Annotated in this window: 15 protein-coding genes; all 15 read left to right on the forward strand. The window is 49.1% G+C overall.

The genetic code is table 11. The features are described from left to right. Positions 1–202: 202 nt before the first annotated feature. The 15 genes from C8N40_RS16870 to C8N40_RS16940 all read left to right on the forward strand — a co-directional run bounded on the left by C8N40_RS16870 (position 203) and on the right by C8N40_RS16940 (position 17,958). Complete coding sequence (locus C8N40_RS16870; protein WP_108212984.1) at positions 203–1,096, forward strand: 3-hydroxybutyryl-CoA dehydrogenase; 894 nt, start codon at positions 203–205, stop codon at positions 1,094–1,096. Between the two features lie 16 nt (positions 1,097–1,112). Beyond that, the gene (locus C8N40_RS16875; protein ID WP_108212985.1) at positions 1,113–1,505 is read left to right on the forward strand and encodes a VOC family protein; all 393 of its coding nucleotides are present in this window, start codon (positions 1,113–1,115) and stop codon (positions 1,503–1,505) included. Positions 1,506–2,017: 512 nt separating this feature from the next. Further along, positions 2,018–2,806 carry a polysaccharide biosynthesis/export family protein gene (locus C8N40_RS16880; protein ID WP_108212986.1) on the forward strand — a complete coding sequence of 263 codons (789 nt, stop codon included), beginning with the start codon at positions 2,018–2,020 and terminating at the stop codon, positions 2,804–2,806. Positions 2,807–2,817: 11 nt separating this feature from the next. Next, the gene (locus tag C8N40_RS16885) at positions 2,818–5,142 is read left to right on the forward strand and encodes a GumC family protein (protein ID WP_108212987.1); all 2,325 of its coding nucleotides are present in this window, start codon (positions 2,818–2,820) and stop codon (positions 5,140–5,142) included. 179 nt (positions 5,143–5,321) lie between these two features. Beyond that, complete coding sequence (locus tag C8N40_RS16890; RefSeq protein ID WP_108212988.1) at positions 5,322–5,828, forward strand: UpxY family transcription antiterminator; 507 nt, start codon at positions 5,322–5,324, stop codon at positions 5,826–5,828. A 39-nt stretch (positions 5,829–5,867) separates the two neighbouring features. Continuing rightward, positions 5,868–6,947 carry an NAD-dependent epimerase gene (locus tag C8N40_RS16895; protein WP_108212989.1) on the forward strand — a complete coding sequence of 360 codons (1,080 nt, stop codon included), beginning with the start codon at positions 5,868–5,870 and terminating at the stop codon, positions 6,945–6,947. An 89-nt stretch (positions 6,948–7,036) separates the two neighbouring features. Then, positions 7,037–8,590: a lipopolysaccharide biosynthesis protein gene (locus C8N40_RS16900; RefSeq protein ID WP_170114133.1), complete on the forward strand. Its 1,554-nt coding sequence runs from the start codon at positions 7,037–7,039 to the stop codon at positions 8,588–8,590. Positions 8,591–9,091: 501 nt separating this feature from the next. Further along, positions 9,092–9,751, forward strand: a complete 660-nt coding sequence (locus C8N40_RS22750) for a glycosyltransferase family 4 protein (protein WP_170114134.1) — start codon at positions 9,092–9,094, stop codon at positions 9,749–9,751. A gap of 41 nt (positions 9,752–9,792) precedes the next feature. Beyond that, positions 9,793–11,085, forward strand: a complete 1,293-nt coding sequence (locus C8N40_RS16910) for a hypothetical protein (RefSeq protein ID WP_108212992.1) — start codon at positions 9,793–9,795, stop codon at positions 11,083–11,085. A 34-nt stretch (positions 11,086–11,119) separates the two neighbouring features. Beyond that, the gene (locus C8N40_RS16915) at positions 11,120–12,562 is read left to right on the forward strand and encodes a nucleoside/nucleotide kinase family protein (protein ID WP_108212993.1); all 1,443 of its coding nucleotides are present in this window, start codon (positions 11,120–11,122) and stop codon (positions 12,560–12,562) included. A 153-nt stretch (positions 12,563–12,715) separates the two neighbouring features. Then, positions 12,716–13,483 carry a hypothetical protein gene (locus tag C8N40_RS16920; RefSeq protein WP_108212994.1) on the forward strand — a complete coding sequence of 256 codons (768 nt, stop codon included), beginning with the start codon at positions 12,716–12,718 and terminating at the stop codon, positions 13,481–13,483. 96 nt (positions 13,484–13,579) lie between these two features. Then, positions 13,580–14,536: a glycosyltransferase family 2 protein gene (locus C8N40_RS16925; RefSeq protein WP_170114135.1), complete on the forward strand. Its 957-nt coding sequence runs from the start codon at positions 13,580–13,582 to the stop codon at positions 14,534–14,536. A gap of 86 nt (positions 14,537–14,622) precedes the next feature. Next, positions 14,623–15,753 carry a glycosyltransferase family 4 protein gene (locus tag C8N40_RS16930; protein ID WP_108212996.1) on the forward strand — a complete coding sequence of 377 codons (1,131 nt, stop codon included), beginning with the start codon at positions 14,623–14,625 and terminating at the stop codon, positions 15,751–15,753. 76 nt (positions 15,754–15,829) lie between these two features. After that, the gene (locus C8N40_RS16935; RefSeq protein ID WP_245905163.1) at positions 15,830–16,996 is read left to right on the forward strand and encodes a glycosyltransferase family 4 protein; all 1,167 of its coding nucleotides are present in this window, start codon (positions 15,830–15,832) and stop codon (positions 16,994–16,996) included. 11 nt (positions 16,997–17,007) lie between these two features. Further along, a complete protein-coding gene (locus tag C8N40_RS16940; protein WP_108212997.1) occupies positions 17,008–17,958 on the forward strand; it encodes a glycosyltransferase in 951 nt (316 codons plus the stop codon). The last annotated feature ends 154 nt before the right edge of the window (positions 17,959–18,112 follow it).

Here is an 18,112-nt window from a genome sequence, read left to right on the forward strand (position 1 = left end):
TAGCTCCAAGAGGCTGCTCTCCTGGGGAGCACTTCTAGCTGTCGGCTTCTTTAGACATTTTGTTTAACAGGGATAACCCGGGTAAAGCAAAGCCATTTAGCGTATATGAGTATTCGAAGAAACACGCCTCAAAAAACGTGGGATAAGTATAAACTTGTTAGCTTTGTATGGATTAAAAACTGACTAACTATACTTTATACCTATGAAGAAAGTAGCCGTAATCGGTTCGGGCACGATGGGCAACGGAATCGCCCACGTGTTCGCGCAGCATGGTTTTATAGTTTCCTTAATTGATATATCGGAGGATGCCCTCGGAAAGGCCATCGGCACCATCTCCAAAAACCTGGACCGGATCATCGCCAAAGGCAACCTGACCGAGGAGCAGAAAGAACAGACGCTTTCCAACATCAGCACCTATACGTCTATGCAGGAAGGCGTGAAAGACGTGGACCTGGTGGTGGAGGCTGCCACCGAGAATGCAGACCTGAAACTAAAGATCTTCCGCGACCTGGACAGCTTCACGAAGCCTGAAGCAATCCTTGCCTCCAATACCTCTTCAATCTCTATCACTAAAATCGCCTCTGTTACCAACCGCCCGGACAAGGTGATCGGCATGCACTTCATGAACCCGGTTCCGGTTATGAAGCTGGTGGAAGTGATACGCGGCTACTCCACTTCCGACGAGGTGACAAGCCAGATTGTGGCGCTATCCAAGCAGCTGGGTAAAGTGCCGGCCGAGGCCAACGACTATCCTGGCTTTGTGGCCAACCGCATCCTGATGCCTATGATCAACGAGGCTATTTACAGCCTGTACGAAGGCGTGGCCGGCGTGGAAGAGATCGACACCATCATGAAGCTGGGCATGGCGCACCCGATGGGCCCGCTGCAACTGGCTGACTTTATCGGGCTGGACGTTTGCCTGTCTATACTCCAGGTGCTGCACGACGGCTTTGGCAACCCCAAGTATGCGCCTTGCCCGCTGCTGGTAAACATGGTGCAGGCCGGGCATAAGGGAGTAAAATCCGGCCAGGGCTTCTATAGCTGGACGCACGGCACCAAAGAGCTGGTAGTGGCCGACAGGTTTAAGAAACGCTAACCTATACTTATATAATATGAGTCAGGAACAGAACAATGTGGTAGGCTGGTTTGAGATACCGGTAACCGACATGCCGCGTGCTATCAAGTTTTACAATGCCGTGTTTGGCTATGCGCTGGAGAGCCAGCAGTTTGGCGACGAGGAAATGGCTTGGTTCCCCTGGGTGGAGAATGGCCCCGGAGCCTCCGGGTCGCTGGTGAAAAACGAGCAGCTCTACAAACCCTCTCCGCAGGGCCCGGTGGTATACTTCTCCTCTCCTTCCGGCGACCTGGCCAACGAGCTGCACAAGGTCGAAACAGCCGGCGGCAAGGTGCTGCAGCAGAAAACCCTCATCACCGAAGATATAGGTTACATGTGCCTGCTGCTGGACTCAGAAGGCAACCGCGTCGCCATCCACTCCCGAAAATAAAGTTATACTTCTTCCACCATCACAACAGCCGCTGCGACTCCGTAGCGGCTGTTGTGATCCTATCCCCTTCATATTTGCCTTAGACAGGAATTTCAGCCGATCCCCGTGCTATAAAAAGCTCAAGCAAATAGCCGTTTATGCAATCCGGATGAGCATTGGCAACTATGCTCCGATTTTTTTAGGCATCCCCTGTTATATTTCTCCTGGTCCTGCCCCTCCCTTTCTGACGCAGAAAGTGCAATTACTACATTAAGAATAAAGTAGTTACGTCACAAATAGTACCAACCCCGGGAAAGGGCCTATAAAAACCCCAAAGCCACTTGAGGAATTTTTGATGCAATTTCGATTAGAACAATACTATAATTAGAAAAAGTATATAACAACTTGTTATACTGCTGAACGTATTGTAATAATCGAAAAAGAGCTTTGACAATACCAATATCGATACAATAAATGAGGAACCGATTGCCCTATACTAGCTAACCATTTCAATACACCCTAACATTCTTGCAATGAAACTTAGAAATGCATTTGCCTACATTTTAGCAGCCATACTTATAAGCCAGCTTGCATCCTGCACCAACACGAAAAATGCTATTTACTTTAGTAACATTAGCGAAGCAGAGTTCAACGCCTCCACCGAGAACCTGGAGCCCGTCATTCAGAACAACGACCTGTTGAGCATATCGGTCACCAGCCTCAACCCGGAGGCATCGCAAATATTCAACGTCAACAGCTCAACCGACTTCAGGGGTGCCACCGCCTCCAGTACCGTGGCACCAGCCACCGGCTACCTGGTAGACCAGAGCGGGCATATTCAGTTTCCGCTAATTGGTAATATCAAAGCCCAGGGCCTGACCAAAAAAGCCCTGAAGGAAAATATTGAGAAAGAATTGGCTAGCCGCAGATTGCTCCTGGAGCCAAGCGTCGACATCAGGTATCTGAACTATAAAGTTTCGATACTGGGAGAGGTGGCGCGCCCCTCGGTGCTCACGGTTCCGAATGAGAAAATTACCCTGCTGGAGGCAGTTGGCCTTGCAGGAGACCTGACAATTTATGCAAACCGCCATAATGTGCTCTTGATTAGAGAGGAGGAAGGCAAGAAGAAGCTTATCAGATTAGACCTGACGTCGGATGACCTGTTCACCTCGCCATATTACCACCTCAAGTCCAATGACATTATATATGTGGAGCCGAACAAGAATAAAATAGCGGCGTCCGGGGCAGCCCGGCAGTGGCTGCCCCTCGTTCTCAGCTCCCTTACGCTAGTTGTTGTCAGCATCGATCGTTTAGCAAGATAATTAAAGTGGGTATGGACAAAAACAAAACAAACTCAGAAGATAACCTGGCAGTAGCACTGCTTTACAAGTTCTTACCATTCTGGCCGTTGTTCCTCGTTTTGCTGGTGCTGGGAATGGCTGGCGCCTGGGCCTATATAAAATATTATACTATCCCATCTTATGCCGTAAGTGCTTCGCTGCTGATTAAGGATGAGGAGAAGGGTATGAATGCCTCTAAAATAATGGAGTCCATAGATGCATTCAACACCAACAAGACAGTCGAGAACGAACTGAATGTGTTACGCTCCAGCGCGCTGATGTCTCAGGTAGTGCATAAGCTCAAGCTGTATGCCCCTATCTATGAGGAGGACAGGTTCAAGTCCATCCCCGCATACACTACCTCACCCATTACCATTTCACTCAAGTCGCCGGAGACTGCCGCAGAGTACCCTGCGGTATACTTCACTTTTGATCAGGCTACCCAAAAAGTAAAAATAGACGGCAAGGAATACCCGCTTAGTACATGGGTTGTTACTCCTTACGGCGAGATGCTGTTTGAAAAGAACCTCTTACAGAATGGCAGCGCCCAGAACCCGCTGTTCTTCTCCATCAACAACCCCAAAGCAGTTGCCAAGCAGCTTATCAGCAGGATTTATGTAGAGTCTCCCGGCAAGGCTTCGAGTGTCGTGAACCTGTATATCGAGGACAATGTACCTGAAAGAGGTGAAGATATCCTGAACGCCTTGATTGACGCCTACCTGCAAGCCGCACAGGTAGACAGGAATGCCCTGGTTTCGCAGACGCTGGCCTTTGTGGAGGATCGCATCCAATTAATCGAGAAGGAACTGAAGGTGCTGGAGGAGCAAATTGTAAAGTATAGATCTTCTAACGGAGCGGTTAACCTGAACGAGCAGGGGAAGCTATACTTGCAGAGCGTGGACTTTAACGACCGCAGGATGAATGAAATTAACCTGCAGCTAGCCGTTTTGGACAATGTAGAAAAGTATGTGCTGTCGAAGGAGCAGAATATCGGTATTGTTCCGTCTACCCTGGGTGTAAGCGACCCGGTGCTTTCACAGTTGCTACAGAAGCTATATAATGCAGAAATACAATATCAGCAGCTTAAAAAAACAACCGCTGAGAACAACCCCCTTCTTGCCTCACTACGGGAGGAGATAGACAACATGAGGCCCGGGGTACTGGAGAATATCAGGAACCAGCGCAGCAACCTGCTGGCAAGCCGCGACAAAGTCGCCTCTACATCTTCCCAGTACAGCCATGTGCTGCAAGGTATACCCCAGAAAGAGCGCGAATTGCTGGAGATAAGCAGGCAACAGGCCATCAAGAACAATGCTTACAGCTTCCTGCTTCAGAAACGCGAGGAAACGGTGCTTTCTTACGCGCCGTCTGCTGAGGATGTGAAGGTGGTGGACCGTGCAGAGGCCTCGAGAGGCCCTGTAAGCCCAAGACCCCTGTATATCTACTTAACCTCGGTGATATTAGCGCTGGGGGCAGGCATAGCCCTGGTGACCGGTAAGGAGTTGCTCAACAGCAAGGTGTTGTTCAGATCCGAAATAGAGAACTGCACGAACGCTCCCATCGTGGCAGAGCTATCTGCGGCAAAGTATAAAGGCAGGAAAACGCTGCTAGGTCCGGACGATGTTGCCCAGGTAGAGCAGTTCCGGCAGATGCGGGTAACCATGGGCTTATATGGCAGGACCTTCACCAGGAAGAAAATCATGGTCACATCGAGTATACCGGGGGAAGGCAAAAGCTTTGTCAGCAGCAACCTGGCCATCAGCCTTGCCTCCTCTTCTAAGAAGGTAGTCCTGGTAGATTTTGACCTGAGAAACCCTAACACTTCCGTCCTGTTCGAGAAGGCGAATGAGCCAGGTATAATTGAGTACCTGATGGATAAGGCCCAGCCAGGAGAAATTATAAAGCCGTCGCCTTACCAGAACTTAAGTATACTTCCTGCAGGCATCAACATCGGAGACCATACCGAGTTGCTGCTCAACGGTAAAATAGAAGAGCTGTTCAAGATCCTGGAAGAGTCATTTGACTACGTGATCATCGACACTCCTCCGCTAGACCTGGTTTCGGACGCTTACCTGCTCTCCGAGTTCTGTGATATTACCTTACTGATTATAAGACACGCCTACACCCCCAAGAGCCTGGTGCAGCGTTTTACCCAGGACAACAAGCTGAAGCAGTTAAACAACGTGGCCATCGTGTTTAACGGTGTGAAGCCAAGGGGCTTTGTGAAAGGACAGTATGGCTATGGTTATGGCTATGGCTACGAGAGTAAGTATGGTAACAAAAGCTATAAACCAAGAGGCCTTGCTGTAAACTCTTAACATTAACAAGCCACAGGCTTACAGGCCCACCCTCACATAATGCAATTTAAGAGCAGCTGTTGGTCCTTCCGATAAGGTGCTTTCCTATCCCAAAATCTTCGTTCCCGGTTACCTAATGTGACTGAGGTGGGCGAAGCCATATACCAAATGATTTCCCGCTACTTAAAAACCCTCAGAAGATGACTCAAAACTGGTACGCCGTCTATACAAAACCACGCTGGGAGAAAAAGGTCGCGCAAACCTTAACACAGCATGGCATTCAGTCCTATTGTCCAATTAACAGGGTGGTGAGGCAGTGGAGCGACAGAAAGAAAATCATTCATGCCCCGCTTTTTACCTCCTATGTTTTTGTGCGGATCACCGAAAAGCAGATCGCCGATGCCAAAAAGGCGGAAGGGGTGATAAACCTGGTATACTGGCTCGGGAAGCCGGCCATCATCAGGGATGAGGAGATCGAGATCATCAGGCAATTTTTAGCCGAGTACGAGAATGTGCAGCTGGAGAAAGCACAGTTCCGGGTAAACGATAAGGTTAAGATGACCTCAGGTTTGCTTTCTGATAAAGAGGGAACTGTAGTGGCCGTGAAGAACAATACAGTGAAGGTAGCCCTGCCCTCTCTCCACTACATCATGTTTGCCGAGGTTGAAAAATCCGAAGTCACCAAGGTGAGCAGCATCCAGGCCTGACGCTGGTAAAGTATAATTTCCATTTAATTTATTCTGGGTATGAAAATTCTTGTTACAGGTACAGCAGGCTTTGTTGGTTTTCATTTGGCTGAGAGCCTGCTCCGCCGGGGAGAAGAAGTGATGGGCATTGACAACATCAACAGTTACTATGATCCCAGCTTAAAGTATGCCAGGCTACAGGAAAGCGGTATTGCAGAAGAACTTGTAGCCTGGAACAAGGAAGTAACCAGCGTTAAATTCCCCAACTACAGGTTTATCAGGATGAACCTGGAGGATAAGGACAACCTGCTGGCCTTATGCGAGCGGGAAAGGTTTGAGGTGATTGTGCACCTTGCCGCCCAGGCAGGCGTTCGCTATTCCATCACCAACCCCGATGCCTATGCCCAGTCCAACCTCATCAGTTTTCTGAACGTGCTGGAGGCGAGCCGGTACTGCCAGGTAAAACACCTGGTGTACGCCAGCTCGTCGAGCGTGTACGGGCTGAACGGAACCATGCCTTTCTCAGTGAAGCACTGTGTCGACCACCCGGTATCCTTATATGCGGCCAGTAAAAAAGCAAACGAGCTGATGGCCCATACGTACAGCCACCTCTACAGAATCCCGACATCCGGGCTGAGGTTCTTTACCGTGTATGGCCCCTGGGGGCGCCCCGATATGGCATACTTTCTCTTTACCGAGGCTATCTGCAACGGCAAGCCGATACAGGTCTTCAACAAGGGCAAAATGAAACGCGACTTCACTTACATCGATGATATTGTGCAAGGCATCGTGAATGTGATGTATAAACCAGCTGAACCAGAGAAGAACTGGAACCCCAAAAGACCGGACCCCTCCCACTCCACCGCACCTTACTGCATCTATAACATAGGAAACAACAAGCCTGTGGAGCTGATGCAGTTCATCCGTGAGATAGAGGCTTGTGTTGGGAAAGAGGCTATCCTGGAAATGAAGGAGATGCAGGCAGGTGATGTGACCGCCACCTGGGCTAACATCGACGAGCTGATGCAGCACTTTAACTACAAGCCTGTTACGAGTCTTCAGGCGGGGCTAAGGAAATTTACAGACTGGTACAAACAATATTATGCCGTGCAACCAGAACCTGCCACAGTCAGCGGGTGAGTTCGGGTTTGGACCTGGAATCAAACCATACCGCACTTCCCTAGCCTAAAAGGCGTGCGGTCTTACATGTACCTATTACGTTTCTTGCATTGGAAAGAGAAGTTCTACCCTCTCCCACGCTTAAGAAGAAAGAAAATCTTAAGCAGCGGGCATACCTTAATTCCCTCACCAGCATACTGGACTTTGGAGCTACCCAGCTAACCGGTTTTATAGTCAGCCCTTTCATTGTGGGCACCCTGGGCAGCTCCATGTATGGCATCTGGCAGATGCTTGGCCAAATGACAGGCTACGCGAAAATAGCCGATACCAGGGCCACACAGGTGCTGAAGTGGACAGTTGCTAAGAAGAAGGATGTTGCAGACGAAGAAGAGCTGCGCAGTGATGTAACAAGCGCCTTCATCATCACCCTGTTTATCGTCCCGCTGGTGCTCATCGTGGGTGCCGTCTTGTCGTGGTACGCCCCGGTGATAACCAAAGCAGAGGAGGCCTACTATACCCTTATCCGGATTACCTGTTCGCTGCTTATCCTCTCGCTGGTCATCACCAAGCTTTTCGATCTGTATGAGTCTGTGTTGAGGGGCATGAATTTGTCCTTCAAGCGGATGGGGCTCCGGGCCGCCATAGTGGTTGTAGGCGGCGGATTAAAGGTGCTGGTGCTTACGCTGGGCTATGGGTTGATAGGTTTGTCGGCAGTGCAGGTGCTGCTCACGCTGGTACTCGGCATATCATACTATGTGGTTGTCAGAAATAACATCGGCTGGTTTGGGTTTGGTCGCACCAGCTATGCAAAAATAAAAGGTTTCAGTAAGGTTAGTGGCTGGTACCTGGCTGATACTGGTGCCAACCTGTTGCTCGGAAACAGCGACAAAATCCTGCTGGGCATTGTAGCCGGCCCGGTGGTGGTGACATACTACACGCTCACACAGTTCCTGCCCGTTGCCTTGCAAGGCTTGATCAACCGCGTGGTGATGGGCATTATACCCGGGGTGGGCAAGCTGCTGGGGCTGGAGGAGTTTGATAAAGTCAGAAAGGTCACGGCCAACATCAACAATATCACCTTCCTGCTGACGACGGCCTCCGGTGTTGCCATCATTCTGCTGAACCAGTCCTTCCTCAACATCTGGGTGGGAGAAGGCTTGTATGCGGGCACCATGGCCAACCTGCTGATTATGATGATGATCATGCAGGATACCTTCATCAAGCACGACTCCTACATCATCAGTGCCACGCTGGACCTAAAACAAAAGGTGCTGCTTACGCTGGTAGCCGGTGTGGCTTTTATACTGGCTGGTTACTTTATGGCTGATAGATTTGGCATAATTGGCTTATGCATAAGTATGATAGCGGGCAAGTTTATACTTTATGCCGGCCAACAGAGAATACTTTACCAAAAGCTGCGCTATGCCTCTGAGGCAGGAAACTTTTCAAACCTGCGCCCACTGGTTGTTGCGTTGGTTCTGCTGGCAGGGGCAAGCTACCTGTCAACGTTCTTAAAGCCTTTAGGCCTGCTGCAAATGGTCGCCCTGGCACCTTTTGCTTTCATGGTTCCGTTTTGCATTTTCTTTTGGGTTGGAATGCAGCAACAGGAAAGAAACGAACTTGTGGGGCTTGTATCAGCCATAAAGTTCCTGAAGTCTGAATAGTGTCTTATGAAAATCTTATTTGTTGCCCCACGCTTCCACACCAACCAGTACGAGTTAGTAAAAACACTTCAGGATAACCACCACCAGGTATACTTTCATGTCAGCTACCTGGGCCCAACTGAAGATTATAGTCTGCTAACCCCGACTAATTTCCGGCAAAGCAGAGTATCCGTCGCGATAGAGAAAGTATTGACCAAGAGAATTATCAGAAGGCCTTACTATTTCTACTTCCCGAATATTCTCGAATACTGGTCAGGCTTTAAGAGACTCAGGCCTGAACTTGTTATCATCCGGGACCCCTATACCCTATTTTCAATTATAGCTGCCTTCTGTGCCTATTTTCTCGGTGTCAAAACTATTTTCTATACACAGGAGGATCTCTACCGAAAGCGGACCCTATTTACCCATTTTAAGCAACAACTCACCATTCAGTTTTTTAAAGCTGCCTGGATTACGCCCATAGTAGAAAGCCCACGAAGTAGCTCCAGAACGTTAAAGTATATGTATTACTTCCCGCTGCCCATTCCGCTGCCGCCTGTAGAAGAGGTGCATAAACAAGCTCCCATTCCGGTGCCCGCCTTACTGATGGTGGGTAAATACCATCAGAGCAGGAAAATGCACCTGCTGCTTTTAGAGGCTGTACACCAACTGAGGTCCAGGTTTAATTTTCGCTTGACCATGGTGGGAGAATGCATGAATGCAGAGCAACAGCGAAAGTATAAAATACTGGAAGATAAGATAGAACAACTTGGCATAGGGGATCTGGTAAGCCTGAAGGCTAATGTGCCCTACCATGAAATGAGTGCGCTTTATACCAGCCACCACGTGTTTGTCCTGCCCTCCATAAATGAACCCTACAGCATCTCCGTGCTGGAGGCCCTGGCTTACGGCCTTCCGGTTATCTGCACAGACTCCTGTGGCTCCAAGGTGCATATCAAAGACGGCTGGAACGGCTACATTGTAAAAGCAGCCTCCCTGGATGCACTTGCAAACGGCATCGCTGAAATTATCTCAGACGATGAGAAAATAAGCGAGATGAGTGGGAATGCCCTGGCCTATGTGCATGAGAACTTATCCGGTGAAGTATGCTACAAAAGGCTACGTGAAATCATGGCCGATCGCTTTGCCACTGATATTGAAGCACCTGCACTCGCCCGCTAATTGGGTGAAGAGAATTTAGAAATAACTTAACAAGCAAAACCATGGCTCCTTTTTTCCTGCTGCTAGAACTTTTAAGTTATGCTTTCATCGTCTATCTGTTTCTGAAGAAGAAAGACCTGGCCATACTTTACCTGCCTGTGGTTTTCTTTACACGCAGTGTCATTGACCCAGTTTTACCTGCCATCACGTTCTACTTCTCCATGACTGCCCTGGTGTTCTCCTTTGTTTTCAGGAACCCCTATTACTTTAAGCAGAATGTACCGGCGTTTCTCCTGTTTTTATACTTTCTGGTGTTGCTGCCCCGGTCAACGAACCTGGAGTTCATACGCCCCTACGTATTCTCCGTGCTCTGGCTTTTCACGCTTGTGCCGCTTATCAGTACCATCTACCAGAAATACCCGAGAGAGGTCATCTTTTATGAGCTCAAGAACACGGCTCTGATCATACTTATACTTTTCATCGCCAACGTGGTCGTCTCCACCCTTAAAGGTTTCTCGCCAACGGAGATGTACGGCATCACGACCGGCATCCTGTATGGCAACGTTTATGCAGCCGGCTTTAACATCCTGACCTTCTGCATCTTTGTGGTTGCGCTCAGCTCCATCCACCATAGAAGTTTCCTCAACTTAGTGGTCCTGGTAACCGCGGTTTCCTTCCTGCTGCTTAGCCTGCGGCGCTCGGTTATCGGCATGAGCTTTCTAGGTGTTGGCATCGCGTACTTAACGCTGCTGACAAGGGAGAAGGCAAAGATGTTTGTGCTGGCGGGCGTCCTTATTTTTACCATCGGAACAGTTTTATACTCGGCCACCAACCTGGCCGATAGCTTCAAGGAGCGGTACGAGTTAAGGAAACTGGACGAGCGGGCATTAGAAGAAGAATCGCGGTTTCTGGAGTACGAGCTCCTGTACAAGGACATGTTCGTTTATTACGACTACAGTCCGCTGATTGGCTACGAACCCTTTAACAGTTGGGGAAACTATGGCAGAGGAGCCCTCGACGACAGAAGCCTTCACGGGGACTTGACCAGCATTACCCACTCCAGCGGGTTAATCGGGCTCTGCCTCTACCTCTTAATGGTCTTCACCGCCTTCCGGAGCGCCTGGAGAGCGGCAGAGACACGCACGGATCTGCTCATCATCCTGTTCTCTGCCATTTCATTCGCTGCTTACACGCTAACGGGACGCTACACCGAGATAGGCTCTATGATGATGCTCTACCTGGTGCTGTTGTTGCCCCTGTGTAAGAACGATAAGGAGACGGACGAGGAGGAAGTGGAGGAAGAACAGGAGGACTTGCCCGCCATCAGCAATGCGTTAACTACCCACGTTTACTAACATAATTTTGCTTAACCCCAAAGCCTGAACACTTATGCTGGCTGCACACCTTACACAGGGCTTACAGTTATCTACTTATCTATTAGAGCGCCTGCAGCAAAAGAAAATCAAGTTTGCTCACTGGAAAGGCAATGTACACCTGCTTGAGTCGCTGGAGGGTAAAACGGATATTGAGCTTTTGCTAAGGCCGGAAGACCGGGAGGACTTTGAAGCAACAATGGCGGAGCTGAACTTCAAGAAGGCCGAAAGCGCGCCCTGGAACAAGTATCCGCAGGTAGAGGACTGGCTTGGGTTTGATGAGGAAACCGGGGCGCTTCTGCACCTGCACACCCATTACGCCCTGATCATCCCCACCTCCTATGGCGACTACGTGCCTTTACCCTGGACGGAGCAGTTCTTCAAACACCTCACGACCGATGAGGCAACCGGCTGGCCCATCCCCGAAACCGCCATGGAGGCTCTTATACTTCTGGTCCGCCTTCAGATAAAAGGCCAAAACCCGGAGAATATACTCCATGACGTGCACCTGGAAAAAAAGCAGGAGCTGCTGGTACTTTTAAGCAAAACCGATGCGGAAAGGTTTGCCGCATGCTGCGCGGAATTGCGACTTCGAGCCCCTGTTGATCTGGCAGACAGAATCAGCCACATACTAGCAAAGGAGAGATTAGGGGATATAATCGCGCTCTCTGATTTTATCTACAGGCAGCTGCCGGCAAGTATAAAAAGCGCTGCTTCCCGTCGCTCTCCGAGGGCCCTGTACTACGAGTATTTCCTCAAGACGTTAAAACATTACAAACCCCTCATAAAGCCAGTCAGGTTAAAAAAGCGTGTCGAAACCGGGGGCCGCGTGATTGCTTTAGTGGGCAGCGACGGTTCCGGCAAAAGCACGCTGAGCCAGGATATAACGTCTTGGCTTACCTATAAAATAGACACCCATTACTTTTACATGGGCAAGCTACCCTTTATCAAAAGCTACCAGACACGGCTCTTTTCCTATACAGACCTGCTCGCCTCAAGAAACCTATTGGCAAGAGTTACAAGAAAGCTTCTCGGGGATTTGTATCACATCCTGATTATCAGGCAAAAAGCAAGTATGCTGAAACAGGCCAGGGAGCTTAGCGACGGGGGAAGCATTGCTATCTGCGACCGGTATCCGCAGCAGGAAGTATTTGGATTTAATGACGGACCAAGGCTGCAGGGCAACCCGCATAGTATGTTGGCCCGACTGGAAATGAAGTACTTTGACCAGGCCTTGCAAACAGGCGCCGATATCATCTTCCGGCTAATCGTGTCACCGGAAACTGCGCACCAGCGAAAGCCGGAGCATCATTACGAGGATATCCGGAGGAAGTGTGAGAGTATAACGAGCATCAGCTTCTCGGCCAACACACCGGCTACCGTTATCGACATTGATGCGAATGCACCCTACGAGGAGGTGCTGCTCCAGCTAAAGCGGCATATATGGCAAAGGCTCTAACCCCACCTGAATTGCTAAAAACCCGCTATATAAGTATAAAACAGGGTAACTCAGCCCCAAAAAAAATCGTATAACTTTATATAGTTATAATAAAAGATAATCCAGACTCAGCAGTACTGGCGATGTTATACAGTGAGCACCACCTAAAGCAAGATGCCCCCAAAAATAATCGAAATCATAGGCCCGCCCGGTATCGGCAAAACATCTATCTATCAGTCCTTATGTGATATATGGGAGCCTGGCTGTAATTGGATTTTCCCGGAGGCACTTTTGGAGCCTGAGCAGCCCTCGATTTCAGATTTCAACGAGTACCTCCTGCATTATGGGAGAAAGCTCTTCAGAAGAAAGGCGGGCCGAAGTATACCAACGGACTATGGTCTACGGTTTGTAGCCAACCATCCAGAACTGGCGGACTTCTTCTGGAATCTCCTGTCCGACAACAGAGTATATAACTACCATGATATAGACAAGCGCTTCAGGGCGGCATACCTGCTTTTCCGCGACTTCTGCCGATACCAGGCAGTACTGGAGAGCAACTGTCCCAAGCCTTGCCTCATCAATGAAGGGCTTTTACAGAAGTCGTTTTTCATACACGATGACGAGGAGTATGTGTCGAAACTGGTATCTACGTACCTGGCGCTGTTGCCGCTGCCGCATGCCATACTTTTTATTGATACCGAAAACAGGAACACGATTTTCAGTCGCCTCAAATCAAGGAAAAAGGTGATAGCCTCCCATCTGGGAAAGGATGACGGAGAAATACTGGTGGACATAGGCAGGTGGCAGAACCTGCTACAGATCCTGGTGGAGCAAGCCCAGAATTACAATGTTTTTGTTGCCAGGATTGATGGCGAAAAGCCTATCAAAGAGAATATATTCTATATAAACAGCCTTTTAAACAGCCTGAGACCAGCACCCTAGTTTTAAAACAAAAAAGGGTTGAAGACCCGGTACCGAGTCGCTAAAGTTTGAAAGATGCCATACGTTATGTAAATCTACACCCGCAAATTTAAGCCCTTGTTTAGCGTTATAATCCCGCTCTTTAATAAAGAGGTAACGGTAGCAGACACACTAACCTCTGTTCTAAACCAGACGTTCCGTGACTTTGAGGTGATCATCATGAATGACGGGTCTACAGACAGCAGCCTCCAGATCGCTGCGTCTTTTAAAGACGCCAGGATCCGGCTTTTCTCCCAACCGAACCTCGGAGTGTCTGCAGCCAGAAACAATGCGATAAAAAAAGCGAGCCGCAGTTACCTGGCCTTCCTGGATGCGGACGACCTCTGGGATCCTGGTTATCTGAAGGAGATGACAAAGCTGATCAGAAAGTATAAAGAATGCGCCGCTTTTACGTGTGCCTACAGAACCATCACCCAAAACAGGACCTCCATTAAATGCGATGGGCTCGCGGAAGGAGTGATCGGGAATTTCTTTGAAGAAAGGACCCGGAACCATATCATGCGCACCTCAGCGGTGGTGGTCCATCGATCGGTTATGGAAGCCCTAAAGGGATTCCCGGTTGGGATGGTGGGAGGCGAGGACGATTATACCTTTGCGCAAATAGCCACAAAGTATAAAATCGCCTTTACGCCTAAAGTGCTGGTTGTCTACGACAACAGAAACAGCACCTATCACCAGCGCATGGGGAAGCCGGACTCCTGCCACGAATCCTGGCTGGATTTGTATGAGCCTGGGAATTACTATAAAAACGAGTTTGTGGCCCTCAAGGCACTAACGGCGGGTATCCGCTATGCCTATGGTTCTCCTCAACGGAAGAGCCTCGAAATAGAGAAGAAGACAAAATACACGACTATGTACAAGCGGCAGTGGCGGCAACTGTACGTCCTCAACAGGCTCCCATACTTCCTTATTCCGCTACTCCGCCAGCTGATTCCGGCCTACAAAAGCGGTAAATCCGATTTTGCCAAGGCCAGCAAGTCGCTGGTGCACAGAGTTGTGATGCAGCTGGCCTGAGCAAAGCTGCAAGAAAGTATAAATCATTACCCGCTAAAGGATGGCTGCTGCGATGAAAGCGGAAAATAGCTTATTGATAATACCATATGGCCAGATTTCTATTCTATGATGATCAGTTAATTAATATTCTACAGCAACAAGAAAAGCCTTCGGGGGGTGCGGCTGTGCAGACGTTTAGCTGGATTAGGGGGTTGACTAAAGTGGGGCAGGATGTTTTTATACTTACTGGTGCCGACAAAAACGCTATACTTAAAGAAGAGTGCAGAGACTACAATATCATCCCACTGTATGACAACAACAAAGGCGTCAGGTGGCTGCGGTGGGTCTATTACCGCCTGCCCTATCTCTATAGCCAGGTAAAGCAGGTGAAGCCCGACTACCTCTATCAAAGCGTGCCCGGCTGGGCCTCGTTTTTGATGGGTTCTGTCTGCCATCTACTTAACATAAAATACCTACTCCGAATCTCCAATGACAACCTGCTGGACGAGCGGATCAACCGGCAGCACTCTTGGTTTAAGCGTTTCTTTCTCGAAAAGGGTATAAAGATGGCTTACTGTGTTCTGTGTCAGAATGAGTACCAGTTGAGCCAGATCAAAAAAAAGTATCCGCAGAAGCAGGCGCTTAAAATCCCTAACCCCATTTACCTGAGCCATATTCCTACCACGGATGCTACCCAGAGCAGAAGCCACATCGCCTGGGTGGGGTTGTTTCAGTACCAGAAAAACCTGAAGCTGCTGTATGAGGTTGCGAATGCGCTCAAACACGAACATTTCAAGGTGGCAGGCAAAGAGCTTTACGGAAATGACGCGGACACGAAAGCATACGTAGCCAAGCTGAAACAGCTGCCCAATGTTGAGTTTGTCGGGTTTCTGAGCAGAAACGACATCCCTCCCTTTCTGGCCAAGGCAAAGTACCTGCTAAACACGTCGCACTATGAGGGCTTCAGCAACACGTTCCTGGAGGCCATGAGCGTGGGCACACCCATCATTAGCAGCGACAGGGTGAATCCGGATGGCTTTATCTCAGAAAACAACCTGGGCATCGTGTACAAGGATCTGGATGACCTGGTACACCAGTACCGCACCGTCTCCGCAGATATGTACACCCGGATGTCGGCCAACGCATTAGGCTATGTAGTAGAGCACCATGATCATGAGGCACTCGCGAATAAGCTCCTATACTTTCTGGAAGAGAGTAAAAAGGTGGCTGTGCCCTGAAGTATAAAATCAGCTGCGCACTCCCCTTCTAACCTTAGTCCCTATTTCTCATAATGCTTCACCGGTATACTTTAGTATGGAATTTCCTTTTATTAAAAATAGAATCAGAGTTTTATTCTTCATCGGTAACCTTCAGACTGGCGGCAAGGAGAGACGGCTTTTGGAATTGTTAACCTACCTCAAACGGCAGGATAAGTATGAGATGTTGCTCATCATGACGAAAGAGGACATCTTTTATCCGGAGTTTCATCACCTGGGCATCCCCTACAAAGTCATTGGCCAACCCAGGTATACTGTCTTTTCCAGTTTCCTTAAAGAATGCCAGCAGTTTAAACCCCACGTTATTCATACCTGGGGGCGCATGCAAACGCTCTACTCCCTGCCTGCAGCCCTATGGCAACGTATACCAATCATCAACAACCAGATAACCTCTGCCCCGCCATACTTTAACCTTTGGTCCTGGGAGGGTTTGGTGGATAAGCTCAACTTCTGTTTTTCCGATTTTATACTTTCCAACTCTGCTGCAGGCATAGAGTCATTCAGGCCCCCGCTTCATAAAAGCCAGGTTATCTATAACGGCGTAAGTATGAGTCGCTTTGAAAACCTGCCGGATGCCCTGCTGGTAAAACAAAAGTATAACATCACTACTCCTTACACGGTCGTGATGAGCGCCTCCTTCTCCCCTAACAAAGACTACGGCCTCTTTTACCGGATCGCCGATCACATTACCCGGCAGCGCGATGACATAACCTTTATTGGAGTCGGACAGAGCCATGATGACCTGAACTTTAGCAGGTACCAGGAAATGATCAAAAACAAGCCGCTTATCAAACTGCCAGGAAGGATAGACGATGTGGAGGCGCTCGTGAACGCGAGTGATATCGGCGTATTATTCTCGCCGAACGGGGAGGGAATTTCAAACTCCATCATCGAGTACATGGCGCTCTCAAAACCTGTCATTGCCAATGACACAGGCGGAAACAAAGAGCTTGTACGCCACAATGAAAACGGCTACTTAGTAAAAGACCTGCCGCATACAGACATTGCCCAAATCATCATGGACCTTATCGACAACCCGGCTAAGCGGAAAAAACTGGGCGCCAGAAGCAGGGAAATTATAGTCGATAACTTTTCCATCAGCAAGATGGGAGAGTCATTCGAGCGCATCTACAGCGAGGTACTGGGGGGAGCGCCCAGTTACCAAAACGTCACCCCAAAACTAGAGTCTAACACCATCGTCTAATCCGCCAAAGTATGAATATACTTTTCGTTAGCCGCTCTAAAACGGGTAAGCCCCACCCTTTTGTAGAAGAACAGGCAGCGGCACTGGAGAGCAGCGCCGGTATCCGCATCCAGCACTACCTGGTGAGAAGCAGTGGTTTGATAGGCTACATCAGAGCAACCTATCGCTTATATAAGCTCCTCAAGCGCACCCCTGTTGATCTCATTCATGCACATTACGGCCTGTCAGGGCTTACCGCTGTTCTGAACAAAGTTATACTTGGCAATCGCTTCAAGGTCATCATCACCTACCACGGCAGCGACATTAACAAAGCATCAGAGCGGTGGCTGTCCCTGCTGGCATCCAGGCTGGCAGACTTCAATATTCTTGTCTCCGTTAAAATGCTCCGTTACTTTAAGCACAAACGTGCTGTTATACCTTGTGGCATCAACACAGACGTAGCGTTAATACACCGAAGTGAAACACGCGCTTCCAACGGCTGGGGCGAAAATGATTTTGTTATACTTTTTGCCTCCAGGTTTAGTATAAGTGTAAAAGATCCTGAGTTTGCCTTTAAGGTGGTGGAAGCCTTTAGGGCCTCAACCACTAAATCGGTAAAATTTATAGAGTTAAAAGGCTACAGCCGGGATCAGGTTACCCAACTGATGCAGGCGGCAGATGCACTACTGATGTGCAGCAAAACGGAAGGAAGCCCGCAGGTGGTAAAGGAGGCTATCGTCAATGGCCTGCCCGTTATCTCGAACGATGTGGGCGATGTGAGGGTCATTTGCAGGCACGTGGATCATTGCTTCATCCTTCCAAAACGCGTAGAGGACTACGTGGAGTGCCTTCACTCCCTCAGCAGTACCTATCCGCGAATCCAGAACAGGGAGCCGGTTATCGCAGAATACAGTAACCAACATATCGCTGAAAAAATTTTAGGCATTTACCAGAGCGTACTATACAAGCCGGTTCATACCTAACGCTCGGATTGCTTCAGCATTTACCATATCCATACTTATACTTCCGGATGCACTGGCGCTGGGACAGTATAGGCATGCATCTCAGGCCTTTCACAAATCCAGGTTGTCTATCTCCTGATGGATGCCTCTCCACAAGTATCAGGTCATACTATAA

The sequence above is a fragment of the Pontibacter mucosus genome (genome assembly GCF_003054055.1).
Lineage (GTDB): Bacteria > Bacteroidota > Bacteroidia > Cytophagales > Hymenobacteraceae > Pontibacter > Pontibacter mucosus.